The following is a 25883-nucleotide window of genomic DNA, read 5'->3' on the forward strand; positions in this document are numbered from 1 at the left end:
TAAGCCTTGCTTAGCGCTTGGCTTTCTTGTCCGCGACGTGACCGCGGTAGTTACGGGTTGCTGCAAACTCACCCAGCTTATGCCCGACCATTTCTTCGTTAACCAACACCGGCACATGCTGCTTGCCGTTATGAACAGCAATTGTCAGTCCCACCATATCCGGGCTGATCATTGAGCGACGCGACCATGTCTTGATTGGACGTCTGTCATTTTTTTCCTGGGCCTCTTCAACCTTCTTCATCAGATGAAGATCGATAAATGGTCCTTTCTTGAGAGAACGTGGCACTATAATTTCCTCTTCTCTGCTGCTCTAATTACTTGCCGCGACGACGAACAATCATGTTGTCGGTGCGCTTATTCTTACGAGTTTTATATCCTTTGGTTGGCGTACCCCAAGGACTGACAGGGTGACGACCACCAGAAGTACGACCTTCACCACCACCATGCGGGTGATCTACAGGGTTCATGGCCACACCGCGAACAGTCGGGCGAACACCACGCCAGCGGGAAGCACCCGCCTTACCCAGGGAGCGCAAATTGTGCTCACTGTTGGAAACCTCACCAATTGTTGCCCGGCAAGTGACCGGCACCTTGCGCATTTCACCACTGCGCAAGCGCAAGGTTGCATACTGCCCTTCACGAGCTACCAGCTGAACGGAGGCGCCTGCACTTCTAGCCAACTGAGCACCCTTGCCCGGCTTCAATTCGACACAGTGAATCACTGTACCCACAGGAATATTTGCCAAGGGCAGACAGTTACCAGCCTTGATTGCTGCATCTGCACCAGACTGCAAGTCAGCACCGGCAGCCACACCCTTGGCCGCAATCACATAGCGGCGCTCACCATCGGCATAACAAAGCAGAGCGATATACGCGGTGCGGTTAGGGTCATACTCAAGACGCTCTACCTTTGCCGGAATACCATCCTTGTTACGCTTGAAATCAATCACGCGGTAATGCTGCTTGTGGCCACCACCAATGTGACGAGTGGTAATTCGTCCACTGTTATTACGCCCACCACTGCGGCTCTTCTTCTCCAACAGAGGCGCATAGGGCGCACCTTTGTGAAGATCCGGATTCACAACGCTTATGACAAAGCGACGTCCGGGAGATGTTGGTTTTCTCTTAACTACTGGCATCACTCAACCCCTTATTCCGCAGCCACAAAGTCAATATCCTGACCTTGCGCCAGACGAACATAAGCCTTTTTCCAATCGTTGCGCTTACCCATACCATAACGGGTACGCTTGGTTTTACCCTTAACGTTCACAACCCGAACATCGGTTACGTCAACCTTAAACAGGCTCTCTACCGCTTTCTTAACCTCGAGCTTGCTGGCATCAGGAGTCACCTTGAACACTATCTGGCTGGCACCACCATCTGCAGCTGTCGCAGCCTTTTCGGTGATATGCGGACCCAGCAACACTTTAAAGATACGCTCTTTATTCACGCCAGCATCTCCTCAACTTTCTTCAGTGCAGGAACAGTCACCAGCACCTTTTCAAAACGAATCAGGCTGACAGGATCAACACCAACAACATCGCGAACATCAACTTTGTGAAGATTACGAGACGAAAGGTAGAGGTTCTCACTCACATCCTCGGTCACAATCAACACATCTTTCAAACCGTATTCATCAAGCTTTTGCACAAGACCTTTGGTCTTTGGCGCATCCATCTCAAACTCCTCAACCACAACCAGGCGCTCCTGACGGGCCAGCTCTGAAAAGATGGCGCGCAATGCAGCTCGATACATCTTGCGATTGAGCTTTTGAGAATAATCCTGAGGCTGTGCAGCAAACGTTACACCACCACTACGCCAGATCGGACTGCTTGAAGTACCCGCACGGGCACGACCGGTTCCCTTCTGGCGCCAAGGCTTCTTGCCACCACCAGACACGGCAGCACGACTCTTCTGAGCGCGAGTACCCTGACGAGCTCCGGCCAAAAAGGCAGTTACAGCCTGATGAACAAGATCCTGATTAAACTCTCTATCAAAGGCGACGTCGGAAACTTCAACGGTTCCTTTATTACCTTGCGGAGTTGCAATATTTAATTCCATGAACGATCCCCTCAGACTTTCACAGCGGGACGAACAACAACATCGCCACCCGGGGCACCTGGCACAGCACCCTTAATTAAAAGGAGGTTGCGCTCAGCGTCCACACGCACAACCTCGAGATTCTGCGTGGTTGTACGCTCGGCACCCATATGGCCGGCCATCTTCTTGCCTTTAAATACACGACCAGGTGTCTGACACTGACCGATCGATCCCGGCGCGCGATGCGAAAGCGAGTTACCGTGAGTAGCATCCTGCATGGCAAAGTTCCAGCGCTTGACGCCACCCTGGAAACCCTTACCCTTTGAGGAACCCGTCACGTCAACTTTCTGACCCGCCTGAAAGCGCTCAACGGTGATAGCAGAACCGACTTCCAGATCAGCTTCAACTTCAGCACGAAACTCCCAAAAACCGCGCCCCGCCTCAACACCGGCCTTGGCGAACTGTCCGGCCTCAGCTTTGCTTACACGAGAAGCACGACGAGAACCGGTTGTTACCTGCACAGCAGAGTAACCGTCAGCATCCTGCGTCTTGATTTGAGTAACACGATTAGGCTCAACCTCGATCACTGTGACCGGGATAGAAGAACCATCTTCAGTAAACACGCGCGTCATGCCACATTTGCGGCCGACAATACCTATAGTCATTTTGTAAACCTCTTAGTGTACGGGGCTCTTACCCGCTACGGCCGCCCATTTCAGAGCGTTACACGCGCCTGGCGTTGGCCAGACTCGAGCTTTGCTACCTAGCCAAGGCTAATCTGAACCTCAACACCGGCAGCAAGATCCAGCTTCATCAGAGCATCAACAGTTTTCTCCGTCGGCTCCACAATATCCAGCAACCGTTTATGGGTGCGGATTTCGTACTGATCCCGCGCATCTTTGTTTACGTGCGGGGAAATCAGTACAGTAAAACGTTCTTTGCGAGTTGGCAGCGGAATCGGGCCACGAATCTGGGCACCAGTACGCTTGGCCGTCTCTACAATCTCCTGCGTCGAGACATCTATCAGCTTGTGATCAAATGCCTTGAGGCGAATCCGAATACGTTGATCCTGCATGGAATCAAACTCCAACTTCTAAAGAGCCAAAGGATCCCTTGTGTCTGGGACCCCGAAAAAAGGAGGCGGAATTCTAAGGCCGCCCCCTGCGAGTGTCAATAGATAAACAGCCAAAAACACTGTTTTTTTCACCACAGACTCAAACCCGCACAAACAGATACAACGAGAAGGCAATCACGGCAAAACCAGCGCCAAAACAACCTCTTCGCCTAAAACCTTCAAGCAAAAAGAAAGGTCGCCGCACGGCGACCTTTCCCTCAACTGTAAACCCTGAACTTAGTCCAGAATCTTGGCAACTACGCCAGCGCCCACGGTACGACCACCTTCACGGATCGCAAAACGCAGACCTTCTTCCATCGCAATCGGTGCGATAAGTTCAACCGTCATTTGAATGTTGTCGCCCGGCATAACCATCTCAACACCTTCCGGCAATTCACAAGCGCCCGTTACATCCGTGGTACGGAAGTAAAACTGTGGACGATAGCCTTTAAAGAAAGGGGTATGACGACCACCTTCATCTTTCGACAACACATACACTTCCGCTTCAAACTTGGTGTGCGGGGTAATAGAGCCAGGGATTGCCAGCACTTGACCACGTTCTACTTCGTCACGCTTGGTACCACGCAGCAAAACACCCACATTCTCGCCTGCACGACCTTCGTCCAGCAGCTTGCGGAACATCTCAACACCCGTACAGGTAGTTTTAGTGGTGTTATGGATACCGATGATCTCTATCTCGTCACCCACTTTTACAATACCACGCTCAACACGACCAGTCACAACCGTACCGCGCCCAGAGATAGAGAAGACGTCTTCAATCGGCATCAGGAACGGCTGATCAATCGCACGCTCTGGCTCAGGAATGTATTCATCCAGCGTCTCAACCAGCTTCCTCACAGCAGTGGTGCCCAGCTCGTTATCATCCCGGCCTTCCAGCGCCATCAGCGCAGAGCCTGGAATAATCGGCGTATCGTCACCCGGGAACTCGTACTGGTCCAGCAGCTCACGCAGCTCCATTTCCACCAGCTCCAGCATTTCTTCGTACTCTTCCGAACCGGCGCCACCACAGTCATCAGCCAGCAGGTCAGCCTTGTTCAGGAATACCACGATATAAGGCACACCCACCTGACGAGACAACAGAATGTGCTCGCGGGTTTGTGGCATCGGACCATCAGTTGCACCACACACCAGAATAGCACCGTCCATTTGCGCCGCACCGGTAATCATGTTCTTCACATAGTCGGCGTGCCCTGGGCAATCAACGTGAGCGTAGTGACGGCTGGGAGAGTCGTACTCAACGTGAGACGTTGCGATTGTAATACCGCGCTCACGCTCTTCCGGCGCATTATCAATACCGTCAAAAGCAACCGCTGTGCCACCCCAAACCTCTGCACACACGCGAGTCAATGCCGCTGTCAGAGTAGTTTTACCGTGGTCAACGTGACCAATGGTGCCCACGTTGACGTGGGGCTTATTCCGCTCAAACTTTTCCTTTGCCACTGTACTGGACCTCTTAATATCTAAGTGATTCTAAAAAAACGATCAAAGAGCCGACTCGCAGAGGATAGAAATCCATACGCGCCAGCGACTGCATTTGTGAGGGCGCAATCTTATACTGCATTTCGCCAGAGTCAACGGTATTCGAACGTTAAAATGCGCTTTTCTGATTAAAAACTCCAAATTAACCCCTGTTTTTTTTAATTAACGCCGAAATAGACTATTTTGCTATTCATAAGAGCACTTGATTTCCTGTATAATCGCGCGCGTTTTTCTCTCCAGAAACTCTAGCTCCAACAGAGATTTCGATTAACCGACTGACTAAGTAACTGAGCAGCAAAATGACTGATTTATCGCATTATAGAAATATTGGTATTTTCGCCCACGTTGATGCGGGCAAAACCACAACTACCGAGCGCATCCTGAAACTGACCGGCAAGATTCACAAGACCGGTGAAGTTCACGATGGCGAGTCCACTACCGACTTTATGGAGCAGGAAGCTGAACGCGGAATCACCATTCAGTCTGCCGCCACAACCTGTTTCTGGAAGGATCACCGCTTCAATATTATTGATACACCAGGCCACGTGGACTTCACTGTTGAAGTTTACCGCTCCCTGAAAGTGCTTGATGGCGGCATTGGCGTATTCTGTGGTTCAGGCGGTGTAGAGCCTCAATCAGAAACCAACTGGCGCTACGCGAATGAATCAGAAGTTGCTCGCATCATTTTCGTTAATAAACTTGACCGTATTGGCGCGGACTTTTTGCGCGTTGTTGGCCAGGTTAAGAAAGTACTGGGAGCCAACCCACTTGTGATGACACTACCCATTGGCCGTGAAGACGAGTTCAAAGGTGTGGTTGATATCATGACCAAAAAGGCCTATATCTGGGACAATTCAGGACTCCCCGAGAACTACGAAATCACCGATGTGCCCGAGGATATGGTTGATTTGGTCGACGAATACCACGAACAAATGATTGAAACTGCAGTGGAGCAGGACGACGACCTGATGATGGCTTACATGGAAGGCGAAGAGCCCTCCATCGATGACCTCAAGCGCTGTATCCGCAAGGGTACTATTGCGCTGGATTTCTTCCCAACCTATTGCGGTTCAGCGTTTAAGAACAAAGGCGTTCAGCTGGTACTCGACGCCGTTGTTGACTACTTGCCCAACCCAACCGAAGTTGACCCGCAACCGTTGACCAACGAAGAGGGTGAGGAGACCGGAGAAGTCGCTACTGTTTCAATAACCGAGCCACTGCGCGCACTGGCATTCAAAATTATGGATGACCGTTTCGGCGCCCTGACCTTTGTTCGCATTTACTCCGGCGCACTGAACAAGGGTGACACCATCCTTAACTCATTTACCGGAAAAACCGAACGTATTGGTCGTATGGTAGAAATGCATGCTAACGAGCGCACTGAGCTGAGTTCCGCCCGGGCTGGTGACATTATTGCCATCGTCGGCATGAAGAACGTGCAAACCGGCCACACACTTTGTGACCCCAAGCACCCCTGCACACTGGAACCCATGGTCTTCCCTGAGCCGGTCATTTCCATCGCGGTTGCACCGAAGGACAAGGCTGGCGCTGAAAAAATGGGTATTGCGATTGGCAAAATGGTCGCAGAAGACCCCTCGTTCGTTGTTGAAACTGACGAAGATTCCGGCGAAACCATCCTCAAAGGCATGGGCGAACTGCACCTGGATATCAAAGTCGACATCCTCAAGCGGACTTACGGCGTTGAGCTGATAGTAGGTCAGCCTCAAGTGGCCTATCGCGAGACCATCACCAAAGCTATTGAAGACAGCTACACCCACAAAAAGCAATCCGGTGGTTCTGGCCAGTTCGGCAAGATTGACTACCGCATCAAGCCTAACGAACCCGGCGAAGGCTTTACCTTTACCTCCACCGTTGTGGGCGGTAACGTGCCAAAAGAGTTCTTCCCCGCCATTGAAAAAGGCTTTAAAGGAATGATGGAAGAAGGCCCACTGGCCGGATTCCCGATGCTGGATGTAAATGTTGAGCTATACGATGGTTCATACCACGCTGTGGATTCATCCGCTATCGCATTTGAAATCGCCGCAAAAGGTGCGTTCCGTCAATCCATGCCCAAAGCCGGACCACAGCTCATCGAACCGATCATGAAGGTAGACGTATTTACACCGGAAGATCACGTGGGTGATGTTATCGGAGACCTTAACCGTCGCCGCGGCATGATCAAGGATCAGGAACCAGGCGTTACTGGCGTGCGCATCAAAGCAGATGTACCCCTGGCGGAAATGTTCGGTTACATCGGCCACCTGCGCACCATGACTTCCGGTCGCGGGCAGTTCTCCATGGAATTCTCACACTACCTGCCGTGCCCCAACCAGGTAGCAGAGACCGTGATTGCTGAAACCAAAGCGAGAAAAGAAGTCAAGAAGTAATTCTGGCCTAGAAAACAGAAAGCCCGCTGGTGAAAATCAGCGGGCTTTTTTATTGAGCACCATTTTTGATTGTGGGATTTCGCCTAATGGCGAGTAACTTTTGTTTCGGCAAAAGTTACCAAAACCATTAGCTCCTAGTCGACAGCCCTTCGGGTTCCCTGCGCTTCTCAAAAATATCTGGCCGCTGCGGAACTCGCAAGCCTTTAGGCTTGCTCAAACAGTCCTCGCTTTAACCAGACATTTTCTCCGGTGCTCGGCTGCCTTTAAGTCGCTCTCGATTGCCACACTGAGGATTGGGAAGAATCGCTTTTTTTACACTGAACTACACTGATCCTACTTAATTCTCTCATTGGGCGATTTTTTTGTATCATCTTCTGTACGAATAGTACCTTTAATATTCTCAATCGACTCTCTTATCGCGCTTTGCATCTGATCCAATTCCGAAGCCCTCAAATTATTTGAAGCCCCTCTTAGCTCAACAGCAAGAGACGACAAACCTGCAATTAAAGTCTTTTTGTCATATTTACCTAACTCTGTATTTTCGTCATCAATATTCAAGTGATCAATCTGGTGACCCAAATAATCTGCGTAAGCTCCAAGTAAATCAGACAGCTCATATACTCTACCCCTGATCTTTTTTTCAATTTGCGCAAGCTCTGCATCAACAATATCAGATGCCCAAACCTTCTTATTTATATCAGCGAACTTCCAGCCAGCAATACGGACGGCAAGAGGAACTATTACTGTAGCCACCCATTTCCGGATATTTTTTGACAACTCCATTTGGTAATCCTTAAGGCTTATATTTAGACCCAGTGTAAAATCTACCAAGAACATACCAAGTTTATTTTTACCACCAAAATAGGTACAACTTTCCTGTACACCTCCCATTTCGCAGTCTTCTCATCTTTGCCAGCTTGACACCCCGCCCATATTGAAGCGAAACATTCATTTCTCCATTCACCAATAGTCTCCTCGCCCAACATAAAGTCCCACGCCATTACTAACTGCAACCCAAAAACCCTACAGGGCACTACCAAACCCGTGGAGATTGGCGAGCAACGGAGGAAAATAATGGCACAAGTAGCGAGGACTGTATGAGCAACTTTTTGATTGAGTATCAAAAATTGCGAGTTCCGCAGCGGCCGTTAATTTTCCGAGTAGCACAGCGAACCCTGACTAGGGCAATCGATTTGGGTGCCCTTTCTTTTTCGTTACTTTTTCTTTGGGCACTCAAAGAAAAAGTAACTCGCCAGGAGGCGAAAACCGGTAGAAAGGGTAGTTTTCGGACCCACGAACTGGCGCACAGGCTTCATCTTTGTGCTCCAATTACTGGATTGATTCGTCGCCTGCAGTTCCTCTCAATGACGGCTGACTCTGTTGTAATACTGCGCGGTCATCGCGAAAGATAGTTAGATAACCTGATTGTCCAGCAATCATATCTCCAGAAAAAAGGCCGCTCTATGAGCGGCCTCTCCTTAAAACCAAAGTAAAAACCTCAGCCGCCATTCTTGGCAATAATCTCATCCGCCACACTCTTGGGCGCTTCGGCGTATTTCTCAAACTCCATGGTGAACGTTGCGCGCCCCTGCGTGGCTGAACGCAGATCTGTGGCGTAACCGAACATTTCCGCCAGCGGCACCTCGGCATCAACCACCTTACCGGAAGCGCTGTCGCTCATGCCGTGAATGATCCCTCTGCGGCGGTTAAGGTCTCCCACCACATCGCCCATATTCTCTTCCGGCGTGACCACCTCCACTTTCATCACTGGCTCCAGCAGTACGGCGCCACCTTCCTGAGCCAGTTTTTTGGTTGCCAGCGAACCGGCAATCTTGAAAGCCATTTCGGATGAGTCGACATCATGGAAAGAGCCGTCGTAAAGTGTGGCTTTCAAACCCAGCAGGGGGTAACCGGCCAGCACACCATTCTGCATCTGCTCTTCAATACCTTTACCTACGGCGGGAATGTACTCTTTAGGCACTGTGCCACCCACCACTTCGTTTACAAATTCGAGGCCCTCGGCATTGCTGTCTTCCGCCGGCTCAAATCGCACCCAGACATGGCCGTATTGCCCACGACCACCAGACTGGCGCACAAATTTGCCTTCAATTTCGCAGGTGTTACGAATCGCCTCTCGGTAGGCCACCTGGGGCTTACCAATGTTGGCCTCAACGTTAAATTCACGACGCATGCGGTCTACCAGGATATCGAGGTGTAACTCGCCCATGCCCGAGATAATGGTCTGTCCGGTTTCTTCATCGGTCCTAACCCGAAAAGATGGGTCTTCCTGAGCCAGCTTGCTCAATGCAACACCCATTTTTTCCTGATCAGGCTGAGAGCGCGGCTCTACGGCAACAGAAATCACCGGCTCGGGAAACTCCATCCGCTCCAGGGTAATCACACTGTTTTCGGCACAGAGCGTATCGCCGGTGGTGACATCCTTCAGGCCGATAGCCGCGGCAATATCTCCGGCCAGCACTTCCTTGATCTCTTCGCGATTATTGGCGTGCATCTGCACCATTCGGCCAATACGTTCCTTTTTCCCTTTAACCGGGTTATACACGGCATCACCGGAGCCCAGCTTGCCGGAGTAGACCCGGAAAAAGGTCAGTGTTCCCACAAAGGGGTCGGTAGCAATTTTGAAGGCAAGCGCAGAAAAAGGTGCATCGTCACTGGCTTCACGAATGTCATGTTCGCCATTTGGCAACTCGCCATCAATCGCTTTCACTTCGGTTGGTGCTGGCAAGTATTCAACCACCGCATCAAGCATGGCCTGTACACCCTTGTTCTTGAATGCAGAGCCACCCAGCACCGGTACAATTTCATTTGCCAGCGTGCGGGCACGAATACCTTGCTTGATTTCCTCTTCAGAGAGCGCCCCCTCTTCCAGGTACTTCTCCATCAACTCATCATTGGCTTCTGCCGCTGCTTCCATCAACTCTTCGCGCATCATTTCGCACTCATCCAGCAGTTCAGCAGGTATTTCTTCATAGTTGAAGGTCATCCCCTGGTCTTCTTCATTCCAGATAATAGCCTTCATTTTGACTAAATCGACCACACCCCTGAAATGCTCTTCTGAACCAATGGTCATCTGCAATGCTACAGGGTTCGCTCCCAGGCGCCGCTTGAGCTGTTCTATAACTCTCACATAGTCTGCACCGGCACGGTCCATTTTGTTCACAAACACCATACGAGGAACATGATACTTGTTGGCCTGACGCCAGACTGTTTCGGTCTGTGGCTGCACCCCGGAAGAACCGCAAAGCACAACCACAGCACCATCCAGCACGCGCAGCGAGCGCTCCACTTCGATAGTGAAATCAACGTGTCCCGGTGTATCGATGATGTTAATGCGATGCTGGGGGAACTGCTGCTGCATACCCGCCCAGAAACAGGTCGTTGCCGCAGAGGTAATCGTAATCCCCCGCTCCTGCTCCTGCTCCATCCAGTCCATCGTAGCGGCACCGTCATGCACTTCACCAATCTTGTGAGACAACCCGGTATAGAACAACACCCGCTCGGTGGTCGTTGTTTTACCCGCATCCACGTGGGCGCAAATGCCGATGTTACGGTAACGGTTGATAGGTGTTTTACGTGCCACAGTGGGCTCCTTTGAAAATAGAGGTCAAAAAAATCAGGCCCGGATTATAAACCAGAAAAAGGCGACTATCTTTCAATAGTCGCCTTTTTTCTATCTTTACGATTTAAAGCGTTATCGAGGCCGCTTATGCAAGGTTAAAGCCATGCAAAAAGGGACTCTTCCAACCATCAGAAACGATAATGAGAAAACGCTTTGTTGGCCTCAGCCATGCGGTGTACGTCTTCACGCTTCTTAACCGCAGCGCCTTTGCCTTGAGATGCATCCAAAATTTCACCCGCCAAACGCTGAGCCATGGATTTCTCACCACGGTTGCGCGCATAATCTACCAGCCAGCGCATGGCCAGGGCAGTACGGCGGGCCGGACGAACTTCAACCGGAACCTGATAGGTTGCACCACCCACCCGGCGAGATTTTACCTCAACCATTGGCGCGATGTTATCAAGTGCCTCTTCAAAGACTTCAACAGGATTTTTACTGGAACGGGTTTGAACCGTGTTCAGTGCGCCGTAGACAATACGCTCGGCTACGGATTTCTTACCACTGACCATTACGTGGTTCATAAACTTGGCTAGCGTCACATTGCCGAACTTTGGATCCGGCAGAATTTCGCGCTTAGCGACAACTCTTCTTCTTGGCATAGTCTAATTCACCCTTTTCAGGGCCCTTCTCTTCAGGATGTTTCGGGACTCTCTGCCAGGACTTTATGTCCTTGCTTTACGGCCCGGCCTTACTCGGTTCTGTTATCAGCGGACAAGCAATACTGGCCACCAACACCGACGCAAAAAATCTAAAACGAGCTTCTTTCAGCCAACGGCTTAGGAAGGACGCTTAGTACCGTACTTGGAACGACGTTGCTTACGATTGCTAACACCAGCAGTATCAAGGCTGCCACGCACAGTGTGATAACGCACACCTGGCAAATCCTTCACACGGCCACCGCGGATCAAAACAACGCTGTGCTCTTGCAGGTTGTGGCCTTCACCACCGATATACGACGTTACTTCGTAACCGTTGGTTAAGCGAACACGACACACTTTACGCAGTGCTGAGTTCGGCTTCTTTGGCGTTGTGGTGTACACACGAGTACAAACACCACGGCGCTGCGGGCATGACTGCAAGGCTGGTACATCGCTCTTGGCGACTTTGCGTTTTCTCGGCTTACGAACCAACTGGTTGATCGTTGCCATTCAATAACTCCAATATTAAAAAACGCTTTGTAAACAAAGCTTTTACTTTAAAAAAAGAAAAACCTGAACGTCAGCATAGACAGCTGTGCTTTTCAGGGAGGCGGCATTCTAATGATACCGCTCTGTAGAGTCAAGCAGCCCGCAATCTCTGTCGAAATTACGGGCTGTTTCAACTTACTCTTCTTCAGTTTCCCGGGAACTCAACGCTTCTGAAAGCGCCGCTTCCACATCGATTGCACTGGCGGAGCCTGTGTCGGCCATCCGCGCATCGCGATCTTTACGACGCTGTGCATGATAGGCCAGACCGGTACCTGCTGGAATCAGACGACCAACCACCACATTCTCTTTCAGACCCCGCAGACTGTCTGCCTTGCCGGTAACAGCAGCTTCGGTCAATACACGGGTTGTTTCCTGGAAGGAAGCCGCGGAAATAAAGCTTTCGGTAGCCAGCGACGCTTTGGTGATACCCAATAACAGACGTTCGAACTTGGCCGGAATCTTGTCTTCCAACTGCAGTTTCTCGTTGTCTTCCAAAATACGGGTGTATTCCACCTGCTCACCTTTAACGAAAGAGGAATCACCCATGTCGGTAATTTCCACCTTGCGCAGCATCTGACGAACAATCACTTCAATGTGCTTATCGTTAATCTTCACACCCTGCAAGCGATAAACGTCCTGAATTTCACTACCGATATACTTGGCCAGTGCACTGACACCCTGTAAACGCAAAATGTCATGCGGGTTGGCCGGGCCATCAGCAATCACTTCACCCTTCTGCACCTGCTCACCTTCATAGACACCCAGCTGGCGCCATTTCGGAATAAGCGCTTCGTAGTGCGTGCTGCCATCATCCAGCAGTTGACCGTTTGGCGGTGTGATCTGCAAACGGCGCTTGCCCTTGGTTTCCTTACCAAAGCTTACAGTGCCGGTAATTTCCGCCAGGATAGCCGGGTCTTTTGGCTTGCGAGCTTCAAACAGGTCGGCAACCCGAGGTAGACCACCCGTAATATCGCGGGTTTTCGAGCCTTCCTGGGGAATACGGGCAATAACATCACCTGCGCCCACATGAGCACCATCAGTAAGGCTAAGAATGGCATTGGCTGGCAACAGGTAATGTGCAGGTACCGTAGAGTTCGGAAACTTCTGCTCTTTACCTTTCGCATCCAGCAACGTTACCGTAGGTTTCATGTCCTTACCGGCAGCAGGCCGCTCGTTAGGATCCAGCACGCTGATGCTGGTCAAACCGGTTAGCTCATCGGTTTGGCTGTTAATACTCAGGCCTTCTTCCATTCCGGAGAATGCCACCTTACCCGCCACTTCCGTGATGATCGGGTGGGTATGCGGATCCCAGGTCGCAACAACCGCACCGGCTTCAACAACGGCATGATCCTTGACCTTGATAGTTGCACCGTAAGGCAGCTTGTAACGCTCTCTTTCGCGCCCGTTTTCGTCCGCAAGAGCAAGCTCGCCGGAACGGGATACTGCAACCAGTTCGCCGTTTTCACGCTCAACCACTTTCACGTTAACGAGTCGAACAGAACCCGCCATTTTCACCTGAATATTATCCACCGCAGACGCCCGGGATGCCGCACCACCAATGTGGAAAGTACGCATGGTAAGCTGGGTTCCCGGCTCACCAATAGACTGTGCGGCGATAACCCCTACCGCTTCACCGGCATTGATTTTATGCCCGCGAGCCAGGTCACGACCATAACACTCTGAGCAAATGCCGTAGCGTGTCTCACAAGTGATCGGCGAGCGAACGACAACTTCGTCGATGCTCATCGCTTCAAGGCGTTCAACCCATTTTTCATCAATCATGGTGCCCGCCGGAATCGCAATTTCATCCGTTCCAGGTTTCATCACATCGATGGCGACAACACGACCCAGAATACGATCACCCAGCGACTCAATGATGTCACCACCTTCAATAACAGGCGACATCAGCAGCCCTTCTGTGGTGCCACAATCTGGCTCAGTTACCACCAGATCCTGAGATACGTCCACCAGACGGCGCGTCAGGTAACCGGAGTTAGCCGTTTTTAATGCAGTATCGGCAAGACCCTTACGCGCACCGTGAGTCGAAATAAAGTACTGACCGACATTAAGGCCTTCGCGGAAGTTCGCCACAATCGGTGTTTCAATAATCGAACCATCCGGCTTCGCCATCAAACCGCGCATACCGGCGAGCTGACGGATCTGTGCGGGGGAACCCCGTGCACCGGAATCAGCCATGATGTAAACCGAGTTGAAAGAATCCTGCTGCTCTTCTTCACCATCACGGTTGATAACACTCTCTTTACTGAGACCCGACATCATGGATTTGGCTACTTTGTCGTTCGCCCGAGACCAGATATCGATAACCTTGTTGTACTTCTCACCCTGGGTTACCAGACCGGAAGCAAACTGACTCTCGATTTCCACCACTTCGGCTTCAGCACTCTCAATGATCTCTGCTTTTTCATCGGGAATAACAAAGTCATTTACACCGATAGAAGCACCGGAACGGGTGGAGTAATCAAAGCCGGTATACATCAGCTGATCAGCAAAAATAACGGTCGCTTTAAGGCCGACAACCCGATAACACTGGTTGATGATCCGGGAAATAGCCTTTTTGGTCATCGCCTGATTCACCAGATCAAACGACAGGCCCTCGGGAACAATTTCCCAAAGCAGTGCGCGACCAACCGTGGTATCCACAATACTGGTTTTTTCCTGACGCTCACCGTTTTCATCAAAGGCAACTTCTGTGATACGCACTTTTACACGTGCTTGCAAACCAGCCTGCTTACTGTGGTATGCACGGGTAACTTCAGCCAGGTTAGCGAAGACTCGACCCTCACCCAACGCGTTGATGCGTTCGCGAGTCATGTAATACAACCCCAGCACCACGTCCTGGGAAGGCACGATGATGGGTTCACCGCTGGCTGGCGACAGAATGTTGTTGGTGGACATCATCAGTGCACGCGATTCAAGCTGGGCTTCCAGTGTCAGCGGTACGTGTACCGCCATCTGGTCGCCGTCAAAGTCCGCGTTATAGGCGGCACAGACCAGAGGATGCAGCTGAATCGCCTTACCTTCAATCAGTACCGGCTCAAATGCCTGAATACCCAGACGGTGAAGAGTAGGCGCACGGTTCAGCAACACCGGATGCTCACGAATCACTTCGTCGAGAATATCCCAGACCACAGCTTCTTCACGCTCCACCATCTTCTTAGCCGCCTTGATGGTTGTTGCCAGACCGCGCAACTCCAGCTTGGAGAAAATAAATGGTTTGAAAAGCTCAAGCGCCATACGTTTGGGCAGTCCGCACTGATGCAAACGCAAAGTAGGACCAACCACGATCACCGAACGACCAGAGTAGTCAACGCGCTTACCCAGCAGGTTCTGACGGAAACGACCCTGCTTGCCCTTGATCATATCGGCCAGCGATTTCAGCGGGCGCTTGTTGGAACCGGTAATGGCACGGCCACGACGACCATTGTCCATCAACGCGTCAACAGATTCCTGCAACATACGCTTTTCGTTGCGCACGATAATATCCGGCGCACTCAGTTCCAGCAGGCGACGCAAACGGTTATTACGATTGATCACCCGACGGTACAGATCATTCAGATCAGATGTTGCGAAGCGGCCACCGTCCAGAGGTACCAGGGGACGCAGGTCAGGCGGCAGCACGGGCAAGACTTCCATCACCATCCACTCCGGCTTGTTGCCAGAATTGAGGAAAGCTTCCAGTAACTTCAGACGCTTGGAGAATTTTTTGATCTTGGTTTCGGAGCGAGTGTTCGGAATTTCCTCACGAATAGTGGCGATCTCTTCTTCGAGATCGATACCTTTCATCAGTTTCTGAATACCCTCGGCACCCATCATCGCTTCAAATTCGTCACCGAACTCTTCCAGCGCTTCGTAATACTCGTCATCGGACAGCAACTGACCACGCTCCAGAGTAGTCATCCCCGGATCAGTAACGACAAATGATTCAAAATACAGCACCCGCTCAATCTCGCGCAGTGTCATATCCAGCATCAAACCAATCCGTGACGGCAATGATTTCAAAAACCAGATGTGTGCAACCGGGCTGGCCAGATCAATGTGAGCCATGCGCTCACGACGAACCTTGGCGAGGGTGACTTCAACACCACACTTCTCACAGACAATGCCGCGATGCTTCATGCGCTTGTATTTGCCGCACAGGCATTCGTAGTCCTTTACCGGGCCAAAAATCTTGGCGCAGAAAAGACCATCACGCTCAGGCTTGAACGTGCGGTAGTTGATGGTTTCTGGCTTTTTAACTTCACCAAAAGACCAGGAACGAATCATATCTGGCGACGCCAGACCGATGCGGATGGCATCGAAATCGCCCACTTGATCTTCGGACTTCAGCAAATTCAATAAGTCTTTCAAGGTATTTTCTCCAATTGGCTCCAGTTGGTGCTACCTTTGGGCTTTGGAACCACTAGCGTTTAACCACCAGCGGTTCCGCACCCGCAATTTCCCGACACTCGATGTCTAAAGTGTCCGTCGTCAGTCAGTTTCCAGCTCGATATTAATACCCAGCGAGCGAACTTCTTTCACCAGCACGTTGAAAGATTCGGGCATGCCTGGATCCATCTGATGATTGCCGTCGACAATATTCTTGTACATTTTCGTACGGCCATTCACGTCATCGGATTTCACTGTCAGCATTTCCTGCAGGGTATAAGAAGCGCCATAGGCTTCCAGCGCCCAGACCTCCATCTCACCAAAGCGCTGCCCACCAAACTGAGCCTTACCACCCAATGGCTGTTGGGTAACAAGACTGTACGAACCGGTTGAACGGGCATGCATCTTGTCATCCACCAGGTGATTCAGCTTCAGCATGTACATGTAGCCAACCGTAACAGGGCGCTCGAAAGCATCACCGGTGCGACCGTCATACAGGGTTACCTGACCACTTTCATCAAGCCCTGCCAGTTCCAGCAGCTCTTTGATTTCACTCTCTTTAGCGCCATCAAAGACCGGCGTTGCCATTGGCACACCTTTACACAGGTTTTTCGCCAGCTCCTGGATTTCCCCGTCGTTAAGACTCTTCAGGTCAACCTTTTCGCCAGCCCCTATATCGTAAATTTCCTGCAGGAAACTGCGAATCTCGGCTGTTTTTTTCTGCTCGCGAATCATCAGGTTAATTTTGTCACCCAAACCATGGGCGGCCATACCCAAGTGAGTTTCAAGAATCTGACCCACGTTCATCCGGGACGGAACACCCAGCGGATTCAACACGACATCAACCGGCACACCATTTTCGTCATGAGGCATATCTTCAACCGGCATGATCACGGAAATCACACCCTTGTTACCGTGACGACCGGCCATTTTATCGCCAGGCTGAACACGACGCTTGACCGCCAGATAAACCTTGACGATTTTTAACACACCTGGTGCGAGGTCATCGCCGGTTTCCAGCTTTCTCTTTTTGTCTTCGAAGCGCTCATCCAGAATCTTGCGGCGCTCTTTCAGGCTCTCTTCCGCTTTTTCGAGCTGCTCGTTGAGGGCAGCATCGCTCATACGGACTTTAAACCATTGGTCGGCCTTGTATCCGGCAACAACTTCTGCTGTCAGTTTGTCACCTTTCTTAAGGCCTTCAGCCCGTACGACTTCACTGCCGACAAACGCATCACTGAGGCGCTCGAAGGTAGCGTTTTCCATGATGCGGTATTCGTCATTGAGGTCCTTGCGGAACTGATTCAATGCCGCTTTTTCAATCTGCAGTGAACGCTGATCCTTTTCCAGACCATCACGCGTAAAGACCTGCACATCAATAACCGTACCCTTTGTGCTGGAAGGCACTCGCAGAGAGGTATCTTTGACATCGGAAGCCTTCTCACCAAAGATTGCACGCAGCAGCTTTTCTTCCGGTGTCAGCTGCGTTTCACCCTTCGGCGTTACCTTACCCACCAGGATATCGCCAGCCTGCACCTCGGCACCGACATAGACAATTCCTGACTCGTCCAGGCGCGATAAAGCAGACTCTCCAACATTAGGAATATCCGAAGTAATTTCTTCAGAACCCAGCTTGGTATCCCGCGCCACACAGGTGAGTTCCTGAATATGGATTGTGGTAAAGCGATCTTCCTGAACCACACGCTCCGAGATCAGAATGGAATCCTCGAAGTTGTAGCCGTTCCAGGGCATAAACGCGATACGCATGTTCTGACCAAGAGCCAGCTCACCCATATCCACTGATGGACCATCAGCGAGAATATCACCACGCTCCACCTGATCACCTTCACGCACGATTGAGCGCTGATTGATACAGGTATTCTGGTTGGAACGGGTATATTTAATCAGGTTGTAAATGTCGACACCTGCATCACCCGCTTCTACTTCCTTGTCGCTGACGCGTACAACGACCCGGCCCGCGTCGACACTTTCAATAACCCCACCACGTCGGGCAACGACACAGACACCGGAGTCTCCGGCTACCTTGCGCTCCATGCCGGTGCCTACCAGCGGCTTTTCGGCACGCAATGTCGGCACAGCCTGGCGCTGCATGTTCGATCCCATCAATGCACGGTTTGCATCATCGTGCTCCAGGAACGGAATCATTGATGCGGCGACAGAAACCACCTGACGTGGAGAGACATCCATATACTGAACATCTTCAGGCGGTTTAACCGTAAAATCACCCTGGTGGCGCACGGTTACCAGATCTTCTACCAGCTTGCCGTTTTTATCCAACTTCGCAGAGGCCTGAGCAATCACAAACTCGGCTTCGTTAATAGCCGACATGTACTCAATCTCGTCCGTCACCTTACTATTTACCACTTTTCGATAAGGCGCTTCCAGAAAACCGTAGCTGTTGGTGCGGGCATAGGTTGCCAGCGAGTTAATCAAACCAATATTCGGCCCTTCGGGTGTTTCAATTGGACAAACCCGGCCATAGTGGGTTGGATGCACATCGCGCACCTCAAAACCGGCGCGTTCGCGCGTTAAACCACCAGGTCCCAAAGCCGAAACACGACGCTTGTGAGTAATTTCAGACAGCGGGTTATTCTGGTCCATAAACTGAGACAGCTGGCTGGACCCGAAAAACTCCTTCATTGCTGCTGCAACAGGTTTGGCATTCACCATATCCTGAGGCATCAGTTCGTCAGATTCGGCGACCGCTAACCGCTCTTTCACCGCACGCTCAACACGAACCAAACCTATACGGAACTGGTTTTCCGCCATCTCACCAACTGACCGAATGCGACGATTGCCAAGGTGATCAATATCATCCACAACGCCTTTACCATTGCGGATATCAATCAGCGTTTTCAATACATCAACAATATCCTGCTTGTCGAGAGTGCCTTCGCCAGTATCAGTTTCACGGCCGAGGCGACGATTAAATTTCATCCGGCCCACTGCTGACAGGTCATAACGCTCCAGGGTGAAGAACAAGTTATTGAACAGGTTTTCGGCTGATTCTTTAGTGGGCGGTTCACCCGGACGCATCATCCGGTAAATTTCTACCAGCGCTTCAAGCTCGGTGCGAGCAGCGTCAGCGCGCAGCGTATCGGCAAGGAATGAACCACAATCAAGGTCATTGGTATAGATGGTTTCAATCACATTGATGCCGGCAGCCACTATTTCCGCCAGAGAGTCTTCCGTCAGCTCGGTGTTACATTCAAACAACAGCTCTCCGGTTTCGGGGTTAACAACATCTTTCGCCAGCGGACGACCATAGAGATACCCATTCGGCACATCCAGAGATTTAACGTTGTCATCTTCAAGCTGTCGAATATGACGCGCAGTCACACGACGACCCTCTTCCACAACAACCTTGCCGCCTTTACCTTTGATATCAAAGGAGGCAATCTCACCACGCAGGCGAGAGGGGACAAGCTCAAGCTTCAGGGAGCCGTCTTTTGCCACTTTGAAGGCGCTGGTCTCGAAAAACATGTCGAGCATTTCTTCAGAGGTATATCCCAAGGCGCGCAGCAGAATGGTTGCCGGCAACTTGCGGCGGCGGTCAATACGCACATAAACCATGTCTTTGGGGTCAAACTCGAAGTCTAACCAGGAGCCACGGTAAGGAATCACCCGGGCAGAATAGAGCAACTTCCCTGAAGAGTGCGTTTTACCTTTATCGTGATCAAAGAACACACCGGGCGAACGGTGCAACTGGGAGACAATCACCCGCTCGGTACCATTAACGATAAAGGTGCCGTGGTCAGTCATCAGGGGGATTTCCCCCATGTAAACTTCCTGCTCCTTGATATCCTTAATTGCCTTGTTTGCGGACTCTTTATCGTAAATAACCAGACGCACCCGAACGCGTAATGGCACTGCGTAAGTAGCGCCGCGCAATTTACACTCTTCAACATCGAAAACGGGTTTGCCGAGACTGTAGTCGACATACTCCAATGCTGCATTGCCAGAGTAACTGACAATAGGGAAAACTGATTTGAAAGCAGCGCACAGACCTATGTCTTGGCGCTCGCCGGGAGCAACGCCTTCCTGCGTAAAGCTCCGGTAAGAATCTAGCTGAATCGCAAGCAGGTACGGTAATTCCATCACCTGTGGCAGTTTGCCAAAATCCTTGCGAATACGTTTTTTCTCTGTGTAAGAGTAAGCCATTTCAATCCCCGTATGTTCACCTTTAGGGTCAGATCAGTAGCGCCCTGAACAAAAGCCGCTGATCTGCTGCCCGGTTAAGGGCGGTTCCTCCTGTTAAAAACCGGCCGGAAGCAGGCCGAAAACAGGAAAGGGCCGGCGGGCAAATGCCCACCAGCCCATGCCCGAATCACTCCGGGCAAGCAGTACTAATTGCACTGAGAGCTTACTTAAGCTCGACAGTAGCGCCCGCTTCTTCCAGTTGCTTCTTGGCGTCTTCAGCGTCTTCCTTGGAAGCGCCTTCCTTGATCGGTGAAGGAGCGCCGTCAACGAGACCCTTCGCTTCTTTCAGACCAAGACCAGTGATGGCGCGCACAGCTTTGATCACGTTCACTTTCTTGTCACCGGCAGAAGCCAGAATTACGTCGAATTCTGTTTGCTCTGCAGCACCACCGGCGTCACCACCTGCAGCCGGAGCAGCAGCAACAGCTACCGCAGCCTGTGCAGAAACACCAAATTTTTCTTCCATTGCTTCAACAAGTTCAACAACGTCCATTACGCTCATTTCAGCAATTGCATTTAAAATGTCATCTTTAGACAGAGCCATGACTCAATCTCCTGATAGGGTTAAAAATTAAATAAACGATACCGATGATCAGGCAGCCTCTGACTGCTTCTGATCTTTTACGGCTGCTACAACACGAGTCACCTTGGTTGGCACTTCGTTGAAAGTACGAACCAGTTTGGTTACCGGAGCAATCATCACACTTGCCAGCTGACCCAGAGCTTGCTCCAGAGTCGGCAGTTTAGCGAGTACATCAAGTTGCTCTTTAGCCAACAACTGACCACTAATAGACAGCGCCTTAACTTCAAATTTTTCGTTTTCTTTCGCGAAATCCTTGAACAGGCGTGCAGCGGCACCCGGATCCTCCATAGAGAAACCGAACAGCGACGGGCCCTTCAACGCATCAGCAACACATTCAAACTCGGTGCCTTCAAAAGCGCGTTTCGCAAGCGTGTTGCGAACCACACGAAGGTCGACCTTGTCTTCACGAGCCTTGGCGCGCAGAGCGGTCATATCCGTCACATTGACGCCGCGAGCGTCAGCGATTACCAGAGACAAAGCATTGGAAGCAGTTCCGTTAACCTCGGCAACGATTGCTTTTTTGTCTTCGAGATTTAATGCCACGAGAATATCTCCTGGATTTGATTAGCTCCCCCAACAAAATGAAGAGTCCAATCGGTTACACACCCGGCATACCTTTATCAAACAGGCATGCCTGGTGCCCTTTCGGTGATCAAATCCAATATAAATACTGAATCGGGTCACACCGTTTGCGCAGGCGCTGCATTCAACTTCGATGACTTCTCTTATAAAAGAGCCTCTTGCGAGTGCATCTGAAATTCACATTAAACCCTTGCGGGCACCTGCGGTCTTTAACGGCCCGGGGGACGGACTACATACTCGCCACCCAGACCCCTAAGTCTTTCTAAAAGCGCTTTGGCCTATTAAACTTCCAAAGACGCCTGGTCAATCAGCAAGCCAGGGCCCATCGTTGTCGACAACACCACCTTCTTGAGATAAATACCTTTTGCTGAAGCGGGCTTGGCCTTTTTCAGATCCACCACCAACGCTTCCAGGTTTTCCTTAATAGCAGCAGGCTCAAAACTCACACTACCAATACCACCATGAATAATACCGTTTTTGTCTGTACGGTAACGCACCTGACCAGCTTTAGCATTGTTCACTGCGGTGACCACATCGGGCGTCACTGTGCCGGTCTTCGGGTTAGGCATCAGACCACGGGGACCCAGCACCTGACCGAGAGTACCCACAACACGCATGGCATCCGGACTGGCAATCACAACATCAAAATCCATGTTGCCCGCCTTGATCTGATCAGCAAGATCTTCCATGCCCACCAGATCTGCACCGGCCGCTTTAGCTGCTTCCGCATTCTCACCCTGGGTAAATACCGCTACACGAACCGTTTTACCCGTTCCGTTTGGCAGCGTCGTTGCACCACGCACCGCCTGATCTGATTTGCGAGGATCAACACCCAGATTCACTGCAACATCAACTGTTTCAGTAAATTTCACAGTGGAAAATTCTTTCAGCAGGGCAACCGCATCTTCGATAGAGTATTGCTTGCCTTCTTCAATCTTTTCACGCATCGCGCGAACGCGCTTCGATAACTTGGCCACTTATACGCCCTCCACATCAATACCCATGGACCGGGCAGAACCAGCAATAGTCCGCACCGCAGCATCCATATCAGCAGCGGTTAAATCGGGCTGCTTGGTCGTTGCAATTTCTTCAAGCTGGGCGCGAGTCACTTTGCCCACTTTTTCAGTATTGGGTCGCCCGCTGCCACTTTTCAAGCCAGCCGCTTTTTTCAACAGGAAAGAAGCGGGTGGCGTTTTCATGGTGAATGTGAAGCTGCGATCACTGTAAACCGTGATAACAACCGGAACAGGCGCGCCGCTCTCCATACCCTGGGTCTGAGCATTAAACGCTTTACAGAACTCCATGATATTGACACCATGCTGACCCAGAGCAGGGCCTACAGGTGGACTTGGGTTGGCTTGAGCAGCAGCCACCTGAAGCTTGATATAGGCTTCAATTTTTTTTGCCATTGTGATTTCTCCTAATGGGTGTTAGCGCCTCCAGAGCTGTTGCCAGCACCTTTCTCAGGCTCCCCGTCTGACCTTTTACCGCCAGACACCAAGTTACAAACTGAAAAAACAGTGCATCGTTAGATGCTTATGCCTTTTCAACCTGCGTAAACTCCAGCTCAACCGGTGTAGAGCGACCAAAAATGGTCACCGAAACACGCAACCGGCTTTTATCGTAATTCACTTCTTCGACCACACCATTGAAGTCATTAAATGGTCCATCGATAACACGGACAGCTTCACCAGCCTCAAACAACGTCTTCGGCCTGGGCGCCTCTTCAGAATCATGGATGCGATTCAGGATTGCCTGAGCCTCCTTATCCGAAATCGGCGCAGGCTTGTCCGCCTTGCCACCAATAAAACCCAACACCCTCGGTGTTTCTTTTACCAAATGCCAGGTATCGTCATTGAGCTCCATCTGCACCAACACATAACCCGGAAAAAACTTGCGCTCACTTTTGCGCTTTTGACCAGCCTTGATTTCCACTACCTCTTCAGTTGGCACCAGAATTTCGCCGAACAAATCTTCCATGTTATGCAGCTCAACACGACCTATCAGCGAGGCCGCAACTTTCTTCTCATAGCCCGAATAGGCCTGCACAACGTACCAACGTTTTGACATGCTTTTCTCTCTACCCGTCTATTTATCCAATGATCATCGAGGCGAGCCAGCCGAACAGGGAGTCAAGCCCCCATAAAATCAGCGACATCAACAACACCACAGCAACGACCATCAGCGTGGTCTGGTTGCGCTCCTGGCGCGTTGGCCAGACAACCCGGCGACTCTCCGTATAGGCTCCCTTCAACAACGCCCAGAAAGCATGCCCTTTGCTCGTTTGCAACGCAATGAAAGCAGCAATGGCAGCAACCACCACCAACACCAGAACCCGATACAGCAGGGATTCGGCCGAGTAGTAATAATTACCGTAAACAGCTCCACCCAATAATGCTGCCACCAGCAACCATTTCAGGCCATCCAGCTGAGACTGCTTTTCCTCTTTCGCCGCACTCATTTCGCTACTTTTGCCTCTCGCTTCCCAACTATCCGGCCTTAGCCTCTTTCGTCATCACCGCTAGCACTAAAAGCTGGCAGGCCAGGAGGGACTCGAACCCCCAACAGCCGGTTTTGGAGACCGGTGCTCTACCAATTGAACTACTGGCCTTCTAAGCTTTTAAACTGCAAACCTTACTCAACTATTCTGGCAACTACGCCAGCGCCCACGGTACGACCACCTTCACGGATCGCAAAACGCAGACCTTCTTCCATCGCAATCGGCGCAATCAATGTCACCGACATTTGAATGTTGTCGCCCGGCATAACCATCTCAACACCTTCCGGCAATTCACAAGCGCCCGTTACATCCGTGGTACGGAAGTAAAACTGTGGACGATAGCCTTTAAAGAAAGGGGTATGACGACCACCTTCATCTTTCGACAACACATACACTTCCGCTTCAAACTTGGTGTGCGGGGTAATAGAGCCAGGGATTGCCAGCACTTGACCACGTTCTACTTCGTCACGCTTGGTACCACGCAGCAAAACACCCACATTCTCGCCTGCACGACCTTCGTCCAGCAGCTTGCGGAACATCTCAACACCCGTACAGGTAGTTTTAGTGGTGTTATGGATACCGATGATCTCTATCTCGTCACCCACTTTTACAATACCACGCTCAACACGACCAGTCACAACCGTACCGCGCCCAGAGATAGAGAAGACGTCTTCAATCGGCATCAGGAACGGCTGATCAATCGCACGCTCTGGCTCAGGAATGTATTCATCCAGCGTCTCAACCAGCTTCCTCACAGCAGTGGTGCCCAGCTCGTTATCATCCCGGCCTTCCAGCGCCATCAGCGCAGAACCAACAATGATCGGCGTCTCGTCACCCGGGAACTCGTACTGGTCAAGCAGTTCACGAACCTCCATTTCCACCAGCTCGATCAACTCTTCATCATCAACCATATCAGCCTTGTTCAGGAATACCACGATATAAGGCACACCCACCTGACGAGACAACAGAATGTGCTCGCGGGTTTGTGGCATCGGACCATCTGCCGCCGAACAAACCAGAATAGCACCGTCCATTTGCGCCGCACCGGTAATCATGTTCTTCACATAGTCGGCGTGCCCCGGACAGTCAACGTGGGCATAGTGGCGATTCGGCGAGTCATATTCAACGTGAGAAGTTGCAATCGTAATACCGCGTTCACGCTCTTCCGGCGCATTATCAATACCGTCAAAAGCAACCGCTGTGCCACCCCAAACCTCTGCACACACGCGAGTCAATGCCGCTGTCAGAGTAGTTTTACCGTGGTCAACGTGACCAATGGTGCCCACGTTGACGTGGGGCTTATTCCGCTCAAACTTTTCCTTCGACACCTGTTCACGCCTCTCAAATAAAGCCAATCAACCAAACAGAAACGATAAAATCGCAACCAAACAAAAACCTGCGGAGACCACTCCCCGCAGACACAACACTGGAGCTCATAACCGGATTTGAACCGGTGACCTCTTCCTTACCAAGGAAGTGCTCTACCGACTGAGCTATATGAGCAAAAACCTTCAGCAGCACTTACGCACCACAAAACGGTAGAGCCTGGAGCGGGTAGCGGGAATCGAACCCGCATATTCAGCTTGGAAGGCTGACGTTCTACCACTGAACTATACCCGCACATCTCTAAGCTTTATCAGCCTTTAAACCAACCATTGACGGTACTCGTCTTACACGGCACCACCAATGTAAATCTGGTGCAGGGGGGGTGGATTATTCGATTTTCACTTTGTGAAAACCTCACCC

Annotated in this window: 21 protein-coding genes, 3 tRNA genes and 1 other annotated feature; of the genes, 1 reads left to right on the forward strand and 23 read right to left on the reverse strand. The window is 51.1% G+C overall.

The window, feature by feature from the left end:
• Nucleotides 1-10 precede the first annotated feature (10 nt).
• The 7 genes from rpsS to tuf (H7A02_10915) form a co-directional block, all read right to left on the reverse strand.
• Nucleotides 11-286, reverse strand: coding sequence for a 30S ribosomal protein S19 (gene rpsS / locus H7A02_10885; GenBank protein ID MCP5172763.1), 276 nt, complete (start codon nt 284-286; stop codon nt 11-13).
• A 28-nt stretch (nt 287-314) separates the two neighbouring features.
• Nucleotides 315-1139, reverse strand: coding sequence for a 50S ribosomal protein L2 (gene rplB / locus H7A02_10890; GenBank protein MCP5172764.1), 825 nt, complete (start codon nt 1137-1139; stop codon nt 315-317).
• Between the two features lie 11 nt (nt 1140-1150).
• Complete coding sequence (gene rplW, locus H7A02_10895; GenBank protein ID MCP5172765.1) at nt 1151-1450, reverse strand: 50S ribosomal protein L23; 300 nt, start codon at nt 1448-1450, stop codon at nt 1151-1153.
• Entirely contained in the window at nt 1447-2061 is a 615-nt protein-coding gene (gene rplD / locus H7A02_10900; protein MCP5172766.1) for a 50S ribosomal protein L4, read from the reverse strand. The genes rplW and rplD overlap by 4 nt, the downstream gene beginning before the upstream one ends.
• 11 nt (nt 2062-2072) lie before the next feature.
• Nucleotides 2073-2705, reverse strand: a complete 633-nt coding sequence (rplC, locus tag H7A02_10905; protein MCP5172767.1) for a 50S ribosomal protein L3 — start codon at nt 2703-2705, stop codon at nt 2073-2075.
• A gap of 8 nt (nt 2706-2713) precedes the next feature.
• Nucleotides 2714-2769 (reverse strand) — a sequence feature (possible 23S ribosomal RNA but 16S or 23S rRNA prediction is too short).
• A gap of 34 nt (nt 2770-2803) precedes the next feature.
• Nucleotides 2804-3115, reverse strand: a complete 312-nt coding sequence (gene rpsJ, locus H7A02_10910; protein MCP5172768.1) for a 30S ribosomal protein S10 — start codon at nt 3113-3115, stop codon at nt 2804-2806.
• A gap of 276 nt (nt 3116-3391) precedes the next feature.
• Nucleotides 3392-4615: an elongation factor Tu gene (gene tuf / locus H7A02_10915; GenBank protein ID MCP5172769.1), complete on the reverse strand. Its 1224-nt coding sequence runs from the start codon at nt 4613-4615 to the stop codon at nt 3392-3394.
• Nucleotides 4616-4953: 338 nt separating this feature from the next.
• On the opposite strand from tuf (H7A02_10915), the gene H7A02_10920 reads away from it, so the two are divergent.
• Complete coding sequence (locus tag H7A02_10920) at nt 4954-7041, forward strand: elongation factor G (protein ID MCP5172770.1); 2088 nt, start codon at nt 4954-4956, stop codon at nt 7039-7041.
• Nucleotides 7042-7374: 333 nt separating this feature from the next.
• Here H7A02_10920 and H7A02_10925 read toward each other — a convergent pair whose 3' ends face one another.
• The 16 genes from H7A02_10925 to H7A02_11000 form a co-directional block, all read right to left on the reverse strand.
• Nucleotides 7375-7932 carry a hypothetical protein gene (locus tag H7A02_10925; GenBank protein ID MCP5172771.1) on the reverse strand — a complete coding sequence of 186 codons (558 nt, stop codon included), beginning with the start codon at nt 7930-7932 and terminating at the stop codon, nt 7375-7377.
• Between the two features lie 607 nt (nt 7933-8539).
• Nucleotides 8540-10642 (reverse strand): elongation factor G, encoded by a 2103-nt coding sequence (fusA, locus tag H7A02_10930; protein MCP5172772.1) that lies wholly within the window; start codon nt 10640-10642, stop codon nt 8540-8542.
• 167 nt (nt 10643-10809) lie between these two features.
• A complete protein-coding gene (gene rpsG / locus H7A02_10935; GenBank protein MCP5172773.1) occupies nt 10810-11280 on the reverse strand; it encodes a 30S ribosomal protein S7 in 471 nt (156 codons plus the stop codon).
• Between the two features lie 177 nt (nt 11281-11457).
• Nucleotides 11458-11829, reverse strand: coding sequence for a 30S ribosomal protein S12 (gene rpsL / locus H7A02_10940; protein ID MCP5172774.1), 372 nt, complete (start codon nt 11827-11829; stop codon nt 11458-11460).
• Between the two features lie 174 nt (nt 11830-12003).
• Entirely contained in the window at nt 12004-16236 is a 4233-nt protein-coding gene (gene rpoC / locus H7A02_10945; GenBank protein MCP5172775.1) for a DNA-directed RNA polymerase subunit beta', read from the reverse strand.
• Nucleotides 16237-16356: 120 nt separating this feature from the next.
• Nucleotides 16357-20433, reverse strand: a complete 4077-nt coding sequence (rpoB, locus tag H7A02_10950; protein MCP5172776.1) for a DNA-directed RNA polymerase subunit beta — start codon at nt 20431-20433, stop codon at nt 16357-16359.
• A 202-nt stretch (nt 20434-20635) separates the two neighbouring features.
• A complete protein-coding gene (gene rplL, locus H7A02_10955) occupies nt 20636-21016 on the reverse strand; it encodes a 50S ribosomal protein L7/L12 (GenBank protein MCP5172777.1) in 381 nt (126 codons plus the stop codon).
• Nucleotides 21017-21064: 48 nt separating this feature from the next.
• Nucleotides 21065-21598, reverse strand: coding sequence for a 50S ribosomal protein L10 (gene rplJ, locus H7A02_10960; GenBank protein MCP5172778.1), 534 nt, complete (start codon nt 21596-21598; stop codon nt 21065-21067).
• Nucleotides 21599-21918: 320 nt separating this feature from the next.
• Nucleotides 21919-22614 carry a 50S ribosomal protein L1 gene (rplA, locus tag H7A02_10965; GenBank protein ID MCP5172779.1) on the reverse strand — a complete coding sequence of 232 codons (696 nt, stop codon included), beginning with the start codon at nt 22612-22614 and terminating at the stop codon, nt 21919-21921.
• Nucleotides 22615-23046 (reverse strand): 50S ribosomal protein L11, encoded by a 432-nt coding sequence (gene rplK, locus H7A02_10970; protein ID MCP5172780.1) that lies wholly within the window; start codon nt 23044-23046, stop codon nt 22615-22617.
• A gap of 127 nt (nt 23047-23173) precedes the next feature.
• On the reverse strand, nt 23174-23707 hold the full coding sequence (gene nusG, locus H7A02_10975; protein ID MCP5172781.1) for a transcription termination/antitermination protein NusG: 534 nt from the start codon (nt 23705-23707) through the stop codon (nt 23174-23176).
• A gap of 22 nt (nt 23708-23729) precedes the next feature.
• On the reverse strand, nt 23730-24098 hold the full coding sequence (secE, locus tag H7A02_10980) for a preprotein translocase subunit SecE (GenBank protein ID MCP5172782.1): 369 nt from the start codon (nt 24096-24098) through the stop codon (nt 23730-23732).
• A gap of 74 nt (nt 24099-24172) precedes the next feature.
• Nucleotides 24173-24248 (reverse strand) — tRNA-Trp (locus H7A02_10985).
• Nucleotides 24249-24271: 23 nt separating this feature from the next.
• Nucleotides 24272-25465 (reverse strand): elongation factor Tu, encoded by a 1194-nt coding sequence (gene tuf / locus H7A02_10990; GenBank protein ID MCP5172783.1) that lies wholly within the window; start codon nt 25463-25465, stop codon nt 24272-24274.
• 99 nt (nt 25466-25564) lie between these two features.
• Nucleotides 25565-25640, reverse strand: a tRNA-Thr gene (locus tag H7A02_10995).
• Nucleotides 25641-25683: 43 nt separating this feature from the next.
• Nucleotides 25684-25757 (reverse strand) — tRNA-Gly (locus H7A02_11000).
• Nucleotides 25758-25883 lie beyond the last annotated feature (126 nt).

The organism is Pseudomonadales bacterium (genome assembly GCA_024234435.1).
Lineage (GTDB): Bacteria > Pseudomonadota > Gammaproteobacteria > Pseudomonadales > Porticoccaceae > JACKOF01.